We start from the raw sequence: 18,403 nt of genomic DNA, 5'->3' as shown, positions 1-18,403 counted from the left end.
AGAATCTTGTATGTCTAAACAACATGATTATAATATTTCCTTAGAAAACACAAATCAAGAATATGTGTTTACAACACATTATGATGATTTGGGAGCTATTCGCATTCGGAAATTTGATGTCAAAAAAGATAGTCCTATTCTTCATGAATGGGTAAATCTGGATTATGCCATTTTTTGGGGGATGCAAAATTATACACTCGAAGAGGTAAAAGCAGAATACAAAACATTAATGCAACCCGCTCATTATGATATTTTTGTAGGAGAATACAAAGGAGAAGCTGTTTTTATACTTGAGAGATATGCTCCCACACAGGATGTTGTTGGAGATTATTATCCTGCAAAAGACACAGACAAAGGCATCCATATTATCGTAGCACCACCAAAGGTTAAAATTTCAAATTTTACCTGGTATCTGTTTCGGACAATCATGGATTTTGTGTTTGAAGATACTACCATCAAGCAGATTTTGGTAGAACCGGATATTCGCAACAAAAAGATGTTTGCACTTTGTCAACGGATCGGATTTCAATTAGATAAAATTATAGAATTACCACACAAAACGGCTCAATTGGCATTTTTGTCTAGAGCTACATATCAACAACTTAAATTATTACCCACAATTCATAAAAGAAGTGCTATGAATACACTAGATAACGCTGTTTCGCCGCAGCAGTCAATTGCCCATCTACAACCAGAAGTATGGAGACAAGTAAATGCGTTGTTTATTACAAAGGCAATTTGTGAATTTAGTCATGAGTTATTAGTCAAACCAACGGTAACAGAAGAACTGCAAGATGGCTGGAACATGTATACACTACAAACCGATCATGATACTACAGCATATCAATTTAAAGCAAAACCATTGGCACTCAATCACCTTTGGATCAATACTTCTTCTATTAAAAAATATAAAGACAACGAACTTGCAATTCTTGATGGGGTGATCTTTATCAAAGAATTTAGAAAACAACTAGGTATTAGTAATGATCAATTGCCCTTGTACTTAGAAGAAATTATCAGCACACTATACGGAAGCGCTTTTAAGTTTTTGAAAGGAAACCCATTGTCAGAAGCACTGGTAGATGCAGATTTTCAAACGATAGAGCAATCTATGACAGAGGGGCATCCTGGATTTGTGGCAAACAATGGTAGAATTGGGTTTGATAGTAGTGATTATAGATCATATGCCCCCGAGGCAGGAAATTCTTTTTCATTGCTATGGCTGGCGGGTCATAAAAGTAGAGCCGTATATGCAGCTATAGAAGATTTACCTTATCAAACACTGATACAAAACGAACTTGATCAAGATACATTAACCGCTTTTAATGAGATAATAAAGAGCAAAGGTTTTGATCCGGATGATTATTTCTTCATCCCGATGCATCCCTGGCAATGGTTTAATAAGTTGGCCCACATATTTTCACCCGAGATTGCCGAGGGAAATTTGATCTGTTTAGGGTATAGTCCGGATCAGTACTTTGCACAACAATCAGTTCGAACACTTTTTAATAGTACCAATCCTCATAAATTTTATACCAAAACAGCACTGTCTATTTTGAATATGGGTTTCATGAGAGGCTTACCATTATATTATTTAGGTACAGCACCCAAAATGGCAGTTTGGTTAGAAGAGCTTTTATACAATGACCCTTACATTCAGGAGACTGGGTTTCGTATGCTTGGTGAAATTGCTTCAGTGAGTTATGTAAATCCTCACTTTGAAGAGTTTGGACCCCATAATGATTATAATAAAATGTTAGCTTCTTTATGGAGAGAAAGTCCAATGAGTGCGATTACTCAAAAGCAAACACCTATGACGATGGCGGCTTTTCTTCATATCGATCACAAAGGCGAAGCCTTATTGCCCAAGATTATCCAAAAATCAGGACTCTCCATACAAGATTGGCTTCAAAGGTATTTTAAAGCATATTTAAGCCCTTTATTACACTGTTTTTATCATTTTGATTTGGTTTTTATGCCCCATGGTGAAAACCTTATCATGGTATTAGAAGATCATATTCCGGTAAAAGCATTGTTAAAAGACATTACCGAAGAAGCTTGTATTCTTAGTCCCGAAGTAGAATTACCAGAACACCTTAAACGAATGTATGCTCCGGTGCCAGAAGATGTCAAATTATTATCTGTATTTACCGATATTTTTGATGGCTTCTTTAGGTTTATGTCTCATATTCTGGAAGCACATGCCGGTTTTTCTGAACATGAATTTTGGAAAACTGTTGCTGCCAATATTCAGGAATATCAAGAACGCTATCCTGAGAAATCAGCCAAGTTCAAACAATATGATTTATTTGCCCCGGATTTTCATTTGTCTTGTCTCAACAGGTTACAATTGAATAACCATAAACAAATGATAGACCTGGATGACCCTGTTGCTTTACTTCAATTTGCAGGTCGATTGAAGAACCCTATTGCGAGTTACAGAAAAGATATTGTAGAAGCAGCTTCTTAAACATGATACTAATTTTATGAATATTCATACAGAAATATCAAAATATGTGTTTTCAAAATCTATCCAAGGGTTTGGAACCATTCATTTACGTTATCTTAATGTAGAACAAGATGCAGGTTTTTTGCATGAATGGGTGACCAAACCGTATGCGTCATATTGGGGGATGTTGGATAGTACAATACATGAAGTACGAGAAGAATATGCTAAGCTAGTTGCCCAAAAATACTATGATGTTTTTATAGGAGAGCATGAGGGCAAACCTATTTTTTTAATGGAGAAATACAAAGCTACAGCAGATCGAATTGCAAAGTATTACAAGGCAAAAGATACAGATTATGGAATGCATATTTTGGTAGCCCCACCTACACAAAAAATAAAAAACTTTACATGGAATGTATTTAGTACCGTTTTAGACTTCTTCTTTGATCAACCTAATATCGATAGGATTGTGGTCGAACCAGATGTGAGAAATGAAAAGATTCATAAACTCAATAAAAAAGCAGGTTTTCAATATCAAAAAGAAATTGAATTGCCCGAAAAAAGAGCAGCATTAGCATTTTGTGAAAAACAAGTGTATCAACAAGCAAAATGGTTACAACAAAAATCAAACACAATGACAAGCGTACAACTAACTGACCAATCCAAATCTACCATGATGCACCTATCTCCTGAAATATGGAAAAAGGTTAATCTGGCACTGGTACGCAAAGCCATCAGTGAATTTGCTCATGAACGTGTTTTTATTCCTCAAAAAATTGAAAAAGAAAAGGCTTCAAACACTTATGTCCTTATTTCAGATACATCAGATATTACCTACGAATTTAACGCTACAAAAAGAGCACTAGATCATTGGGATATAGATGAACAAACCATTGTAAAAAAGAAAATTGAGATCATACAACCTATAGAAGCACTGACATTTATTGTAGAATTCAAAAATACTTTAGGTATCCCAGAAGATTTACTTGCTGTGTATTTAGAAGAAATCACAAGCACATTGTCTGGTGCAGCATATAAGTATGCGAATCAACAATTTTCTGCTCAAGAATTAATACATACCTCTTTTCAGATGATAGAGCATGCTATGACAGAGGGGCATCCTTGTTTTGTTGCCAATAACGGACGAATAGGATTCGACAGCGAAGACTATATGAAGTATGCTCCAGAAGCGAATCATCCTTTTACGATCATATGGTTGGCAGGGCATAACAGTAAAACAACTTTTACATCCACAAAACAATTTGGATATAAGCCTTTGATGCGAAAAGAAATAGGAATAAGCAGTATCGCAAAATTTAATACAAAGCTTCAAGCACTTGGATTGGATATAGAAGACTATACATTTATCCCCGTACATCCCTGGCAATGGAACAATAAGATCCAACATGTGTTTGCGGCTGATATAGCAAATCAAAACCTTGTTTTTTTAGGAGAGAGTGAAGATCATTATAGTGCGCAACAGTCAATACGTACCTTATATAATTGTAGCAATCCCGAAAAAATGTATACCAAAACTGCGCTATCGATTTTGAATATGGGATTTGTGAGAGGACTTTCGCCGTATTATATGAAAAGTACTCCACACATCACAAATTGGATTACGAAGTTGCTTGAAAATGATCCGTATCTTAAAAGTACTGGTTTTACAATGCTTGGCGAAGTGGCTACTGTTGGTTTTCAGAATACATATTACGAAGTGTTAGGAAAAACAAATGCTCATAATAAAATGTTGTCCGCCTTATGGCGAGAAAGTCCTCATAATAAGATTGAAGCACACCAAAACCTAATGACAATGGCTGCCTTTTTGCATATAGATAATCAAGGCAATTCTTTTCTTGCAGCACTAATTAATGCTTCCGGAAATGACACATTAACATGGGTTCGCAGATACTTACATGCATATCTAAGCCCATTGTTGCATTGTTTTTATAAACATGAATTGGTATTTATGCCTCATGGCGAAAACATCATTATGGTGATGGAGGATCATACCCCTGTTCATATTTTGATGAAAGATATCACAGAAGAAGTGATTGTTTTTAACAAAGAAAAATTGTTTGGTGAAGCAGAACGGTTGTACACCAAAACCTCTGATGAGATGAAAGTGCTTACCATTTTCACAGATGTCTTTGATTGTTTCTTCAGATTTATGTCTTCAATTTTAGAAAAACACTCAGGATTTGAAGAAGATCACTTTTGGCAATTGGTGGCAGAATGTATTCTAATCTATCAATCAGAGCACCCAGAGTTTCAGGAAAAATATGATAAGTATGATCTTTTTATTCCAGAGTTTGATAGATGTTGCTTAAATAGATTGCAGTTGCGAAATACGAAGCAAATGCTCAATCTTGGCGATCCTATTGAGAGTTTAATTCTAGATGGAATGTTGCAAAACCCAATTGCAAGATTTAAAACCCAAAATATAATGTTTATCAAAGAAGATATCCAGAATGTTGATGCATAACCAGCTGGATATTAATGAAAAAAATACACGAATAAAAAGAAAACTATTAGACAAAAAGCTATTATGGAGCATCAAAAAATAGAAACGAAAACAATTACAAATTCAAAAAGAATCCTTGCAGTAGATTTTGCCAGAGGAGTTAGTGTTCTTATGGTCGTTTTGGTACATACACTATGGATTTATGGTAGTATTGCTACACAAAGTGAAACATGGTTAGGAGAAGCCATCCATTTTATTGGAAAAGGTACTCCTATGTTTTTGGTAGCAATGGGGATCTCATTTACTTTATCCAGAAATCAAAGTGCTATATTATCAATTAAAAGGGGGATTTATTTATTGTTGGCAGGGTATCTCATGAATTTTTTAAAATTTGTGTTGCCTACAGCATTAGGAACAATGCCTGATAATTTTATAGAAGCTTATGGCTGGACACCTCCGGCTACTTTTGATAACATGGTTTATATGTTATTGACAGGCGATATTTTACAACTGGCAGGAGTTTCATTGCTATTTATGGGCATTATCAATCAATTTGGTAAAAACAAATATATTCCATTATTACTTTCACTTGTTATTGCTTTTACGACCAAGGAGATACATGGTTTCCGCTTAGGTATTTCAGGATTGGATTATGTCTTAGATCTTATGTGGGGAGCCGGATGGAATGTGTATTTTGCTGTATTTCCTTGGTTTTCTTTTATATTACTCGGAATGTTTTTTGGAAAATGGTACAATGAAAGAAATAAAGACCAAAAGTTTGTTTTTACAAGGATGCTCTTTTTTGGAATTGTGTTAATGATTGCGGGAGGAGGATTGTGTTACTATAACTTTGAGTATCATTTTGGAGATTATTTTCATCTGGGACCAGGTGGGGTATTATATTTGGCAGGATTTAATCTTGTACTGTTATGGATTTCACATACAGTAACTTCCAAAGTTAAATCAAACAAAATATTTGAGTTCTTATTTTATTGTAGTAAAAGAGTAACCACCATATATATCATACAATGGGTTATTATTTGTTGGGGTATGGGAGTGCTAGGATATCAACAATTTGGAGTTGTGGGAGTTTTGATTTTAATTCCTGTTTTTCTATCACTTACCCTAATGATACAAAAAGGCCTTGACAAGCTTTTTTCAATAAAGAAAGATAAAACAAGCAAAGTCATTTCAAAAAAATCGATAGTTTAATAGTAATAGCAAAAGAGATGAGAAGTTTTGGTTGCCTTGATGTCACATATTACAAAGAACAGGAGATGTTACTTTGGAAAATTAAAAATACAGGAATGCCAAACTTCTGTTTGAAAGGACTACAAGAATTCAAAGAGTTTGCGGGATGGGTTAGAGACTATTTTTCTACACCAGATAGACCACTTAAATTTATTGTATCTGCCTCAGAACATCATGGGATTTATAATATGGGAGGCGATTTGCCATTTTTTATAAGAAATATTACATCTGGTAATCTTTCTGAACTTCGTAAATATGCCCATTTATGTATCGATGCTATTTTTGAGATCTATACTTCTTTTGGTTTAGACGTATTGACGGTTGCTCTGGTAGAAGGCAATGCCTATGGAGGAGGTTTTGAATGTGTTTTGGCGCATGATCTGATCGTAGCAGAAGAGCAAGTTAAGTTTTGCCTTCCTGAAAATAAATTCAATCTTTTTCCTGGAATGGGAGCCTATAGCTTTTTGTACAGAAAGTTAAACCATAAAGACGCTGACATCATATTAAAAAACGGACAAATCTATACTGCTAGAGATTTATATCAAAAAGGTTGTATCGATCATTTAATTGGATTTGAAGATGCAACCTTTTCTTTACTGTCTCATATAGATAGCATTAGAGAAAAATTTAACTTTGAATATTACCATCGGCAGTGCCAAAAAATCGTTTTTCCGTTGTCGAAAGAAGAGCTTATCAAAATCACAGACTTATGGGTAGAGGCTTGTATGAATGTTCATAAATTTGATCTTCGTAAGATGGAAGCATTAGGCAATGCACAGGCAAGAAAAGTAAAGGTTAGTTTGTCTTCATAAAACGCACTGTATCTCTAAAAAACTAACTTATTGGATGATATAAAGTAAAAGTTTTATAGGGTTTTTAATAAGGTGACAAGTTCAGTTTGAAGGTACTAGTTATGGATAGTTGCGTGTGATAATACATAATTTTGTAAATATATATCGAATCAAAAAGGTTGTTTAGAGGTTAAGAGTTAAATAAGAATAAGTGTTAATCAAGAACATTATTCAATAATTTTCTTTTTAGTTTTTCAAATTCTTCATCAGAAATTACACCGTCTTTGTTTAAATCTGCAAGCTTCCTCAATTCGTCTGATAAAGATTCTTTTGAGGTTAAGACTTCATTCTTTTCATTTTGATCATTTTTATATAATGATATTGCGTTATTTATTTCTGAGACCATCTTTTTATGATTATTCATTGTGAGCTGATATATCTTAGATGTAACCCCATCAGTTCTTCTAATATAAATTCCCCCAAAGCCTAAAAGCGTTCCCATAAAGGATTTTGAATAGTAAGCCTCATAAATTTGAGAAATATCAATTCCAAAAACTGTTCTTCTCCAAGGCAATAAGCCTGATTTAATAGTTAGGACATTGTTTTCAAATATCCATTCGACTCTTGAGTTTAAAATAATTCCTCTAAGCATTTTGTAAAATAACCAAACTCCAAAAACTAAAACTCCAATTCTAAGATATGGGTGAATTTCAGGTATTACTTCTTTTTTGTAATAAAATATTAGACAAGGAATTCCTAAGAATAGGATTGAAAATAGATTTCCGGTATATGAATACCAATGTTTTTTTGATTTTACTTTCAAAACAGGTTTTAATTTTTTACAATGTCTATTAACACTCGTTTTTATTTTATTTTCTTATTACCATACTTAGATAAGCAATTTATAAATTCATTACTTTTTTTAATAAAATTTTCAAAGTCAACTACTAACCTATTGTATTCATTTGTAATTTTTTCTTTATCTATCTTTGTATTTCTTTCAAAGTTAATTATCTCCCTTTTTCTTTTATGATATGCATTCATTGCATTTTTTAATTCGAAAAAAGGTTTTGATAAATCGTTATGATATATTTTAACAAGACATTCTAGTTTATTTTGTTCAAAAGTTAGATTTAGAATCTTTTCACCGTCCTTTGGGTTTGATAGTTTTAAAATTCCAGCTATATCAGTTTGAAAGTTTTGTTCCAAATTACTTACACTTTCGATTATATCTTCTAATTTTTCAAATACATATTTCTGCTTTTCATTTTTTGATTTAAAATAGTTATTTAAAAAATGACTCAACCCTCCAGATATAATTGCAATTCCTCCACCGATAATTAGAGATAAAATATTTTCAGTCATAGAAGTTTATTTTGAGTATTAGTGTTAATTCAAAATTACAAACATTTACATTTGTTTGTACTAAGTTGAGAATTGCATTAATATTATATTATTAGGATTCTCAAAAATCAACAATCTTTCTTTATGATTTTTACGGATTTCCACATTTGGGGGATTTTTTTATTGTTTTTGGTCTCTAGTTTATGCTGTTGTGACATGAAGAATGATTAAAAATGTAAAAGTCTAAATGTAAAATGTAAAAGTGAAAATTAGCTTTTGAAAGGGTGAAGGGTGAGATCCAAGAAAATTTTTTTTCTCGTACTTTGTACACATTACTTTGTACTCATTACTTTGTACTTCAAACATCTAAAATCTAATTTTAAACTTCAAACTTCAGAAGTATCATAAACTTTCTGCAATTTCTTTTCTATATTTTTTTGGGGTAATTCCTTCTATCTTTTTGAAAGCAGCGGTAAAATGAGTAGAATTTTTATATCCTACTAATTCTGAGATTTCATAGATGGGTTTCTTACTGTATCTCAACAGTTTTTTTGCTTTGGTCATTCTAAGATCAAGGGTATATTCAAAGATCGTAGTGCCAAATACACGTTTAAATTCTTTTTTTAGCATAAAATCATTGATACCAACTTTACGTGCAAGCTCATAAACAGAATGCTGAGTGGTAAGATCTTCATTGATGATCACCTGTACGTTATATAACTTTTTGATAAGATGATCTGTGTTTTGAGTTTCAGGCTTATCTTTAGGTGTTGCATCGAGTTGTAAAGAAAGCAGTTCTAATACTTTGGATTCGAGAAACAATCTTTTTAATAACCCTTGTCTATTGTCTATTAATATTTCTGCCAGTATTTCCTGAGTTTTTGTACATAATGGTTTTATAAAACTATTTTTGAACTGTCGTAAAGCATATTTGGTCTTTATTTCGTAAGAAGTATCGAGTTCGTATTTTTTGATAAAATCTTGAGTCATCCGTATTTTTACTTCTTTGAGCGGTTTGTTTTTGTGGTATTTGACAGACCCGGAAACGTTGGGAATGTACACCAAATAACTTTCTTGATTTTCATAAATAAAATCATCTTTATTTCCATCAATTTTTATGATCTGTTCGCCATCTATCAAAAAAGAAAGCTCTAAAGCATCTACAGTTTGTTTTCTTGAGATATTAAAATCCTGATGAAGCATGGCATCAAAAATACTGACTTGCAATCCTTCAAATCGGTGATATTCTAAATACCCCTCTCCATATTCTGGTAGAAACTGAAACTTTTTTGTGTACAATCCGCAATGTTGTTTTTTACTAATGAGTTGTATGATAGCATGTAACGATCGGTATTTTGGTTCGTTTGATATTGTATTTGATAACGACGTTTTTTTGCGTCTTTTTTTATCCATAATGCGTCATTTTTATCTTTTCCCAGACATTATTTTTGCATTAATTTTATTTAGATCAATTATAAATAACAAATATAGTTAAATGAAAACGCATAACACAAGTCATTATTTTAAAAAACATTTAAAAATATTTTTTGGTGCTTTTTAATAGTACAAAACAATACTCTACTCAGGGGATAAATTTTTTTTTACCACATTATTTTACCAATAAAAAGACAAACAAAATGAAAAAAGTAAATTGGTTGTTTACCGTAGCATTTTTATTTGCAACACAAATAATTCTTGCTCAATCGGGTACCATTAAAGGGAGAGTGGTCTCGGATACAAATACTCCATTAGATGATATTAATATAGCACTAAGTACAACAAGTTTGGGTAGTCAAACTATGAGTGATGGTACTTTTGAGATCACAAATGTACCAGAAGGAACCTATACACTTGTCATAAGTGCTGTGGGATATCTTTCTCAACAAATTGGGGTTAAAGTAACATCAAATCAGACACAAGAAGTATCAGATATTATCTTAATCAAATCTATACAATCACTTGATGAGGTGATGGTCAATGGAGAAAGAGCTAATAAGTTTTCTAGAAAAACAAGCGAGGTGGTATCAAAACTATCACTAAAAAATATAGAAAACTCTCAGGTGTATAATACTATAAGTTCTGAATTGATCAAAGATCAGGTGGTTACCAACTTTGATGATGCCTTAAATAGTGTTACAGGGTTAGATCGCTTGTGGGAGTCTACAGGTCGTGGTAACGATGGTGCAGGATATTTTGCACTTAGAGGTTTTGAAGCACAGCCTAATTTTTCTAATGGGTTACCGGCACTTAATTTTGGAAGTCCTGATCCTATCAATATAGAAAAAATTGAAGTAATCAAAGGACCTTCGGGAACGTTGTTTGGAGGCCCTCTTACTAATTACGGAGGAATTATTAATGTTACGACCAAAAAACCATATCAGGGATTTGGTGGTGAAGTTTCTTATACTACAGGAACATACGGTCTTAACCGAGTTACAGCCGATGTAAATACGAATCTTGATGCTGCGGGTAAATATCTATTACGTGTAACTAGTGCGTATGAGTATAGAGGGAGTTGGCAAGATGCAGGTTTTCAAAAATCATTTTTTGTGGCCCCAACATTATCCTATCAAGCTAGCGATAAACTATCATTTTTGGTTATGGCAGAATTTAATGATGCAGAGCAAACCAATACGCCTTTGTTATTCTTAAATCGTTCAGCGCCATCTGCAGTACTTAATTCGGATGATGTAGGGATCGATAGAGACCGCTCGTTTACCAGCAATGATCTTACAATAGAGAGCCCAACATTCAACCTACAAGCACAGGCGAATTATCAAATTTCTGACCAATGGAGTTCTCAAACGGCGGTTTCAAGAAGTTTTGCAGAATCCAAAGGATATTACTCTTTCCTTTTTGATATAGATGGACAATTTAATTTTTCGCAATCTATTAGAAATGAAAACTTTTCTGTAGGAACGACCAATATCCAGCAAAATTTCAGAGGAGATTTTAAAATTGGTCAAGTGAGAAATCGTGTAATAGCAGGTTTTGATTATTATAATCAATCAACAACTAATAATTCTGATTCTGGATTTGTATTTACAGGTATTTTCAGACCTGATGGAACCGCTGTAGGAAGAGCACCAGATGGTTCTGTGCCTAATGTTCCTTTGAATAGAGCTTCTGTAGATGCTGCTATTGCGCAAAATATGGCTGCAAACCCGGATGTAGTTGTGAATAATATTAAGACTAACCAGCATATCTATGGTTTTTATGCTTCTGACCAGGTAGATTTCTTTCCAGAAGATAGAAAACAACAATTATCCGCAATAGCAGGGTTGAGAGTAGATATTTTTGATAATGAAGGAAATACGTTTGATGACGAAGATGATTATGATCAAACTGCAGTATCTCCAAAATTTGGATTGATCTATCAGCCTATCAAAGACAAGTTATCTTTGTTTGGAAACTACCAAAATAGTTTTAGAAACATTGCCCCAGAAGTTTCTCCAACCGGCGAGACACTTAATTTTGATCCGGAGCAAGGAAACCAGCTTGAGTTTGGGATTAAAGCCAATTTATTTAACGATAAACTCTCTATAGTGACTAGCTATTATGATATTCAGGTAAAAGACAGAGTATTTTCTAATATCATTCTTGACGATGCAGGAGCTCCACTAGGTAGTGTGTCTATACAAGGAGGAGAAGTAGAGAGCAAAGGTTTTGAGATAGAAGTGATCGCAAATCCAATCCCGGGATTAAATATTATTGCGGGATATAGCCATAATGATAGTGAGATATTAGTTTCTACAAATAACCCGGGTCCTTTTGATGAGGTAGGAAGAAGACCAGATACTGCGGGGCCAGAAGATTTAGCTAATTTTTGGGCAAGTTATACATTTCAAGAATCTTCTGCGCTCAAAGGATTTGGACTGGGAGCAGGATTTAACTACGCAGGAGATCGCAATACTCTGGACAGTTCTATTACCGATACGTTTATTATCCCTAGTTATACTGTAGTAAATACTTCGGTATTTTATCAACACAAAAACTATAGAGTGTCATTAAAACTGAACAATGCTCTTGATGAAACCTATTTTAGAGGTTGGTCAACACTTAATGCACAACAACCAAGAAGTTTACTAGCAAGTATTTCTTATAAATTTTAAAAATGTACGTGAATATGATGAATATGAAATTAGTATTTCTAACCGTATGCTTAGCTTTGATAGGTACTACAAAATCTTTTGGACATTTCTTTTGGATTGAGACCGCACCCAAAGGACAGATTGGTGAACAACACGAAATACGCATCTACTTTGGAGAGTTTACCAGTGGTGAAATCGAAAAAACAGATGGAGAAGTGTTTCAAAATGCGCAAAACTTTACAATATGGGTTGTAGATCAAAACGGTAACAAAGAACAGCTACAACCACAGGCAGAAGCATCATATTATGCTTCGAGTTTTACACCAAAATCAAAAGGTACATATTCGATTATATTAGACAACAAAAAATATCAGGTATTAGACTACACACAATATGATTATGGGATCTTTCGCCCACAATATCACTCGGTAGCCAAAGTAGAAGTAGGAGATAAGCGTGCTCCAAAAACGGCAAGTGCAAATCCTGAAAGCATCACAATCATAGATGTATCTACGCAAGAAGATACTGCAAAACTACAGGTGCTTTTCAAAAATAAACCTTTGGCAGATAAAGAGGTTACGGTATTTATAAAAGAAGATTGGTCAAAAAAAATCAAGACCGATAGTAATGGGGTGATCACATTTTCTAAGCCTTTTGCTACTCGCTATGTTGTAGAAGCCACTCATGAAGATGAGTTACCCGGATCATATGATGGTGTCAAGTATCAATTTACATGGCATTGCGCTGTGTATACCATTAATTAAACGCTTTTGTTCTTTTAAATTATACTAGTGAAGAATACCTTTAAAAAAACAATTAGAATTATCCACTTATGGCTGGGTCTGGTAACAGGCCTGGTCATTTGCATTGTATGTCTTACAGGATCGATATATGCATTCCAGAAAGAGATCAAAATGCTGGTGTATCCATATTATACGGTAGAACACCATGATGCTGCAGAAAGAATGCCTTTGTCTGAGCTTTTACATAAATATCAGCAGCAATCTGATCATGACGTGATGCGTATTTATGATTTTAATACACCCACACGATCGTCGATGTTGCTTACGGTAAAGGATAAGGCATATTATTATTCGTTTGTTGATCCGTATACGGGAGAAATCCTAAGAGAAGTATTTCTGGCAAGAGATTTTTTTACGATAATTCTCTATATACACATGAACCTTCTGTTGGGAGAAGTGGGAACACAGATTATCGGTTGGTCAGTAGTCCTCTTTATATTTTCGTTGATTACCGGGTTGGTGTTGTGGTTTCCGAGAAGTCTCAAAGTATTTAAAAGCAAAAAAGGAAGAAAATCCAGATTTGGTGTCAAAATCAAGGGGTCCAAAAAAAGAGTATTGTATGATTTACACAATGTATTAGGGTTTTATGCCGCATCCATACTCATCTTATTGGCGATCACTGGGATTGCATGGACATTTACATGGGTAGATAATTTGCTCTATGCCTCGGTTACTTTTGAAGAAAAAACAGAAGAAAAACCTGTTACAACAGCATCTGCTACCTTTGATCGTATTGCATTGGATCGCTTAAAGAAAGATGTCGTTCCTCAAAGAGATAACAAAGACCTTTTTATTTATTTTTTACCGACCAAAGATACAGAACCCATTAGAGTGATGAGTTCTATTGATGATGATGAATTTGGTAATAGTGATGATTATTATGCAAATGCAGATACGGGATCATTGATTACCACCAGATTTGACGAAGAAAAAAATGCGGGTCAAAAACTAAACAGCCTCTATTATGATATCCATACCGGTAGTATTTTGGGTTTTGGCGGTAAACTACTCGTGTTTTTGGCAGGCTTGATAGGAGCATCATTACCCATTACCGGGCTGATGTTGTATTTGAATAGATTAAAGAAAAAGAAGAAAAACAAAGTTGTTGTTGAGGTGTCTGATGATGAGGCCACAGCAACACAAAATATCGAAGAAATGAAAAATAAGATCGCTTTATTATGGTTGTTCCTTGCAGTAGGTTTTATTCTGCATCATATCTATGGATTAGCAGGGATCTATTTTGGAAAAGAACTCAAAATAGAAGGCGCTACGGGCGAGACCCCCGGATGGGCGCACTATTATCGTATTCTTTTTGAAATTATCATTTTGATGCTGGCATTGGCAAGTTTGGAGATTACCAAAAAATGGTTCAAAATCACCTCTATGGTTTGGGCAGTGTTGTTGGGATTATTCAACGTGTATCATGTGATTGAAGCCATCATGCACGAGCCATCAAACACCTCAGAGATTATTGTATTGGGCTGGATGGTAGCTATAAGCGGAGTATTGATTGCTGCGTTGAATCGTTGGCGATTACAAACGGTGTAGATATATAGGATAAAACTGAATTAGTATACTGTGATATTAAACCTGTCGAAAGAGATATCCCTTCGACAGGTTTAATGTTATAATAAGTATGCTCTACTACTCTGTAATTTGCTCATTTTCTTTTCGTGTTCTTCTAGCAGCTATTTGCGTCATTACGGTATCGGTTTGTTCGTTGATCAAATCCACCCAACCCAGAGTATCGTTGGTATCGGCAACCCTGATCACATTGCGTAGTGTAGGGATTAGGTCGTTGATTAGTGGTGTTAATGCTGCACGAGCCTCGCCAATAGTCGGGTAATTCTTTTTGGTATCTTCTTCCAGGCGATTGGTATATGCGGTTTTGAACTGCTGTTCGGTCTTCTTTACTTTTTTATACCTACTTACAAGCCCTAGTGACTGTATTGCCAATTGATATTGGTCTTTATCCATTTCTTGAAACATCGTTTCTAACCGCCCTGATTGTTCCATATACCCTTCATTATTAAGTGTAGTACCTACTTTTTTTAGTAATTCGTATAGTAGCTCATACGCTTCTTTTTCTTTGGTATCATCTGTTTTTTCAAAAGCATTGATCATATCTCTAAATACGATAAAAGCATAATCTCTCGCTTGATCTAATTGCATTACCTCTTCAACAAGGCTATTGGTTCGAACAGCTGCTAGTGCTGTACGTAGATTTTCGAGTTTAGGTTGAATATATTCAACAAGTTTGATCAAAAAAGGATTAGCTGATAAATGCGAATTAATAATAGAAAGATAATTACTGGTTACTTCAGAGAGTTCTGAGTGTGTAGATTGGGTAACACTAATATTTTTGAGTGTTTTCATAATATGTTGGTTTTAGGAATAGTTGATAAATTACCTTTTTTTCGAAAAAAGTAAGGTTAAAAAAAATCCATTTTTTTCCTAAAACATATTAAATAAGAGGATCATTTTTTATGGTTCTCTACGTACGCAGAACTGGATTTTAAAATTTTTTGTTGTTGTTTTTGATGCTGGGAGGCATTTTGAAATTTTTTTATGGTTCTCTATGTGCATAGAACTGGATTTTAAAATTTTTTATTGTTGTTTTTGGTGCTGGGAGGCATTTTGAAATTTTTTTATGGTTCTCTACGTACGTAGAACTGGATTTTAAATTTTTTTATTGCTGTTTTTGATGCTGGTAGGCATTTTGAATTTTTTTTGAGCTCTATATGATACCCAGTATTAGTTTTTGTAGTTTTACATATAACCCCTAATACAGGCAATTGCAATGCGTAGATATATTTATTTGGATATAGGTGCGTGTGGATTGTTGTTGTTTTATATTAACAAAATGAGTGAAATACTATTAATAGGATTTTTAGTTTTTGTTTTTATTGTGATACCTATTGGAATTGGACTTTTGCTCTATTTCATTCCTAAGCGAATGGGATACCCAAAAGTTTCAAAGTATTTAACAGTCTCGTATGGAGTAATTGTCTTCTTAATTATTTTATTGGTAGCATTTGAAGACCAATTATTTTCAAAAATTGATGCAAAGGAATTAGTAGAAGAACAAGGTATTGAGCTGGTAGATGAATTTGAATTAATCAACAATGAATCAATGTCTTCAATCGGAGACTATTATCATACATTTACTTTGCGAATATCAGGAACAGACAAGATGAAAATTATTAATACAATTAAAAAGTCAGATAATTTCAAAAAAATCGGAGAACCAATTTTGGACTTATATTTTGATACTGAAAACATATATAAAGGTACTAAACGAACTCAAAATTATGAAACTGAAGATTCTTTTGTTAGAGAATACATGAAACCTAATGGAGATGGTTCTGCTCCTACTTATCGAAGAATTAAAATTTATAAGCAAAAAGATGAATTAATATTTGAAGATATTGACTATTAAAAACGACACCACAACACTATATTATGACATATTTCCTAAAACGATAACTTCAATTAAGAAATGAGTGAACACTACGAACACGACAAACAAATAACTACCAATATCCTCAAAGATATAGAAGAGTATAGAGTACACATTGCTTTTGTAGAAAGTGATGGGTATTGTCCAAGGTTTGGATATTCTATCGGACTGTATAAGGAATTTAATCATCCAGAACTAATAATAATTGGATTAGACCCTGAATCGACCGGAGCAATAATTAATAATGCAAAAGACGAAATTGAGAAAGGAACTAGATTTATAGAGGGAATCAATTATCCAGATTTTTTGGTAGAACTTCCAGTTCAGTTTGTAGATGTGAAAAAAGAACATTATCCAGACTATTTAGGTTATGCAGGATGGTACAATGATAATTCCATAAATTTTCCAACACTTCAACTAGTTTGGCCGGATAGAGAAGGAAAATTTCCTTGGGAAACAGAGTTCAATGAGAATTTCAAATTCAAACAACCACTTCTGGATAGAAATACGGAGTTCAAATTTCTTGAAGAAAGAAACCTTGGAGTATTTACAACTTCTGAAGTGTTAGAAGGCAAACCTATCAAGTTTGTTTATCATAATGAAGACGGGGATTGGCAATTTCATTCAGAAGAAGACCCAGATTTAACTAATGCAAAACTTGTCTGTTTGGAAGAACTTGTCAAAAAAGACAAAACCCTTAACGAGATTTATTATCTAAATTATGGAGAATCAGCTGAACGAATGAATATTGGTGATAAATGGAAAATATTTGAAAAATAAAAGAAGATAACAAAGTTTGTATTGCGATATGTTCCGTTGAAGAAGCAAACGTAACATACTCGAGCCTTTATAAATAATTCGAAAAATTGAATGACCAAAAAAGAAGTTGATAAGTTAATTAAGAAAGAATCGGGAATGATTTTACTTGATAAAGACTCTGAAGATAAATTTTGGGAAATTGTGTTCAAACAAATATCTATTTTAACTTTTATCTATGCTTTACTTAGACAAAAAAACGATTATTTAATAGTCACGGAAAAGAGAATTCTTTTTATTATAAGGAACAAGATTATTGAAAACAAAATTTTAAATGGAACTGAAAGGCTGACTTATAATGGGATTCAACCTTCTTTTGAAATTACTGATCTGGAACAACATTATTCTTTTTCATTAATCAAATTGAGAGTAAGCTATAAAGAGGCTAAATTAATACGAGAAAGATTATCAAAATTCATTAATCAAAAATAAATAAAACTGTTTATGACAAAAGTCTTAACGAATATTATTCAAACTATGAATTTGTTGGTAATAAATAACTTAAAGAGGTTGTTATTGCTTCTAACCTTAGTTTTTGGATTCAATTCCTGTTTGGCTCAATCTGATGTAAAGGATAAATTAATCGGAAAGTGGACTTTGATTGCAGAATCAGACTCATTTCCCGATGATATTGATAAACTTTCAATTGGAGGGACTGATTCTGATGTAGAGACTGTGCCTGAAATAACTTTGATTTTTAAACCTGATAATTCATTACTTGTCATTCAAATGGGAGATGAATCTAATTCAACTTTTAAAATAAGTGACTCGATATTGACAATGGGAAACCGAAAGTATATAATAGTTAGAGTTGACAATAAAGAACTACTGCTAAAAAATAAAAATGATTTATTTAACACACAATATAAATATCAAAAAAACGATGAATAATAAACTTTTTAGAAATTCACAATAGAGTAATACGTGTGAATAG

The 18,403-nt window shown here is 33.4% G+C and carries 15 protein-coding genes; 11 read left to right on the top strand and 4 right to left on the bottom strand.

Annotated elements, in window-relative coordinates:
- Nucleotides 1–10: 10 nt before the first annotated feature.
- The 4 genes from FHK87_RS04485 (at nt 11) to FHK87_RS04470 (ending at nt 6,976) form a co-directional block, all read left to right on the top strand.
- Nucleotides 11–2,470, top strand: a complete 2,460-nt coding sequence (locus tag FHK87_RS04485) for a GNAT family N-acetyltransferase (RefSeq protein WP_140590434.1) — start codon at nt 11–13, stop codon at nt 2,468–2,470.
- A gap of 16 nt (nt 2,471–2,486) precedes the next feature.
- A complete protein-coding gene (locus tag FHK87_RS04480) occupies nt 2,487–4,934 on the top strand; it encodes a GNAT family N-acetyltransferase (protein WP_140590429.1) in 2,448 nt (815 codons plus the stop codon).
- Nucleotides 4,935–4,997: 63 nt separating this feature from the next.
- Nucleotides 4,998–6,125 (top strand): heparan-alpha-glucosaminide N-acetyltransferase domain-containing protein, encoded by a 1,128-nt coding sequence (locus tag FHK87_RS04475; protein ID WP_140590426.1) that lies wholly within the window; start codon nt 4,998–5,000, stop codon nt 6,123–6,125.
- 17 nt (nt 6,126–6,142) lie between these two features.
- A complete protein-coding gene (locus tag FHK87_RS04470) occupies nt 6,143–6,976 on the top strand; it encodes a crotonase/enoyl-CoA hydratase family protein (protein ID WP_140590421.1) in 834 nt (277 codons plus the stop codon).
- A 193-nt stretch (nt 6,977–7,169) separates the two neighbouring features.
- Here FHK87_RS04470 and FHK87_RS26035 read toward each other — a convergent pair whose 3' ends face one another.
- From FHK87_RS26035 to FHK87_RS04455, 3 genes are all read right to left on the bottom strand, one after another.
- Nucleotides 7,170–7,778, bottom strand: a complete 609-nt coding sequence (locus FHK87_RS26035) for an SHOCT domain-containing protein (RefSeq protein ID WP_226294083.1) — start codon at nt 7,776–7,778, stop codon at nt 7,170–7,172.
- A 41-nt stretch (nt 7,779–7,819) separates the two neighbouring features.
- Nucleotides 7,820–8,320 (bottom strand): hypothetical protein, encoded by a 501-nt coding sequence (locus FHK87_RS04460; protein WP_140590418.1) that lies wholly within the window; start codon nt 8,318–8,320, stop codon nt 7,820–7,822.
- Nucleotides 8,321–8,701: 381 nt separating this feature from the next.
- On the bottom strand, nt 8,702–9,712 hold the full coding sequence (locus tag FHK87_RS04455; protein WP_140590414.1) for a helix-turn-helix transcriptional regulator: 1,011 nt from the start codon (nt 9,710–9,712) through the stop codon (nt 8,702–8,704).
- Nucleotides 9,713–9,936: 224 nt separating this feature from the next.
- Here FHK87_RS04455 and FHK87_RS04450 point away from each other — a divergent pair, with 224 nt between their 5' ends.
- From FHK87_RS04450 to FHK87_RS04440, 3 genes are read left to right on the top strand one after another with little or no spacing between them, the layout of a single operon-like run.
- Nucleotides 9,937–12,411, top strand: a complete 2,475-nt coding sequence (locus FHK87_RS04450; protein WP_140590411.1) for a TonB-dependent receptor — start codon at nt 9,937–9,939, stop codon at nt 12,409–12,411.
- A gap of 23 nt (nt 12,412–12,434) precedes the next feature.
- The gene (locus FHK87_RS04445) at nt 12,435–13,154 is read left to right on the top strand and encodes a DUF4198 domain-containing protein (RefSeq protein ID WP_226294082.1); all 720 of its coding nucleotides are present in this window, start codon (nt 12,435–12,437) and stop codon (nt 13,152–13,154) included.
- A 27-nt stretch (nt 13,155–13,181) separates the two neighbouring features.
- A complete protein-coding gene (locus FHK87_RS04440; protein ID WP_226294081.1) occupies nt 13,182–14,741 on the top strand; it encodes a PepSY-associated TM helix domain-containing protein in 1,560 nt (519 codons plus the stop codon).
- Nucleotides 14,742–14,837: 96 nt separating this feature from the next.
- On the opposite strand, the gene FHK87_RS04435 is transcribed toward FHK87_RS04440, so the two are convergent.
- Nucleotides 14,838–15,569, bottom strand: a complete 732-nt coding sequence (locus FHK87_RS04435) for a DUF6261 family protein (protein ID WP_140590402.1) — start codon at nt 15,567–15,569, stop codon at nt 14,838–14,840.
- 487 nt (nt 15,570–16,056) lie between these two features.
- On the opposite strand from FHK87_RS04435, the gene FHK87_RS04430 reads away from it, so the two are divergent.
- The 4 genes from FHK87_RS04430 to FHK87_RS04415 all read left to right on the top strand — a co-directional run bounded on the left by FHK87_RS04430 (nt 16,057) and on the right by FHK87_RS04415 (nt 18,360).
- Nucleotides 16,057–16,632, top strand: coding sequence for a hypothetical protein (locus FHK87_RS04430; protein WP_140590400.1), 576 nt, complete (start codon nt 16,057–16,059; stop codon nt 16,630–16,632).
- 60 nt (nt 16,633–16,692) lie between these two features.
- Nucleotides 16,693–17,433 carry a DUF4262 domain-containing protein gene (locus FHK87_RS04425; RefSeq protein WP_140590398.1) on the top strand — a complete coding sequence of 247 codons (741 nt, stop codon included), beginning with the start codon at nt 16,693–16,695 and terminating at the stop codon, nt 17,431–17,433.
- Nucleotides 17,434–17,523: 90 nt separating this feature from the next.
- Nucleotides 17,524–17,901: a hypothetical protein gene (locus tag FHK87_RS04420; protein ID WP_140590394.1), complete on the top strand. Its 378-nt coding sequence runs from the start codon at nt 17,524–17,526 to the stop codon at nt 17,899–17,901.
- A gap of 12 nt (nt 17,902–17,913) precedes the next feature.
- Entirely contained in the window at nt 17,914–18,360 is a 447-nt protein-coding gene (locus tag FHK87_RS04415; RefSeq protein WP_140590393.1) for a hypothetical protein, read from the top strand.
- Nucleotides 18,361–18,403: the final 43 nt, after the last annotated feature.

The organism is Aquimarina algicola (assembly GCF_006443095.1).
Lineage (GTDB): Bacteria > Bacteroidota > Bacteroidia > Flavobacteriales > Flavobacteriaceae > Aquimarina > Aquimarina algicola.
This window is presented reverse-complemented; position numbering and strand designations above follow the sequence as displayed.

What these genes read in the sequence shown, in the direction of transcription:
- FHK87_RS04485 (WP_140590434.1), top strand. Translation starts at nt 11, where the DNA reads ATGTCTAAACAACATGATTATAATATTTCCTTAGAAAACACAAATCAA.
- FHK87_RS04480 (WP_140590429.1), top strand. Translation starts at nt 2,487, where the DNA reads ATGAATATTCATACAGAAATATCAAAATATGTGTTTTCAAAATCTATC.
- FHK87_RS04475 (WP_140590426.1), top strand. Translation starts at nt 4,998, where the DNA reads ATGGAGCATCAAAAAATAGAAACGAAAACAATTACAAATTCAAAAAGA.
- FHK87_RS04470 (WP_140590421.1), top strand. Translation starts at nt 6,143, where the DNA reads ATGAGAAGTTTTGGTTGCCTTGATGTCACATATTACAAAGAACAGGAG.
- FHK87_RS04460 (WP_140590418.1), bottom strand. Translation starts at nt 8,320, where the DNA reads ATGACTGAAAATATTTTATCTCTAATTATCGGTGGAGGAATTGCAATT.
- FHK87_RS04455 (WP_140590414.1), bottom strand. Translation starts at nt 9,712, where the DNA reads ATGGATAAAAAAAGACGCAAAAAAACGTCGTTATCAAATACAATATCA.
- FHK87_RS04450 (WP_140590411.1), top strand. Translation starts at nt 9,937, where the DNA reads ATGAAAAAAGTAAATTGGTTGTTTACCGTAGCATTTTTATTTGCAACA.
- FHK87_RS04445 (WP_226294082.1), top strand. Translation starts at nt 12,435, where the DNA reads ATGAAATTAGTATTTCTAACCGTATGCTTAGCTTTGATAGGTACTACA.
- FHK87_RS04435 (WP_140590402.1), bottom strand. Translation starts at nt 15,569, where the DNA reads ATGAAAACACTCAAAAATATTAGTGTTACCCAATCTACACACTCAGAA.
- FHK87_RS04430 (WP_140590400.1), top strand. Translation starts at nt 16,057, where the DNA reads ATGAGTGAAATACTATTAATAGGATTTTTAGTTTTTGTTTTTATTGTG.
- FHK87_RS04425 (WP_140590398.1), top strand. Translation starts at nt 16,693, where the DNA reads ATGAGTGAACACTACGAACACGACAAACAAATAACTACCAATATCCTC.
- FHK87_RS04420 (WP_140590394.1), top strand. Translation starts at nt 17,524, where the DNA reads ATGACCAAAAAAGAAGTTGATAAGTTAATTAAGAAAGAATCGGGAATG.
- FHK87_RS04415 (WP_140590393.1), top strand. Translation starts at nt 17,914, where the DNA reads ATGACAAAAGTCTTAACGAATATTATTCAAACTATGAATTTGTTGGTA.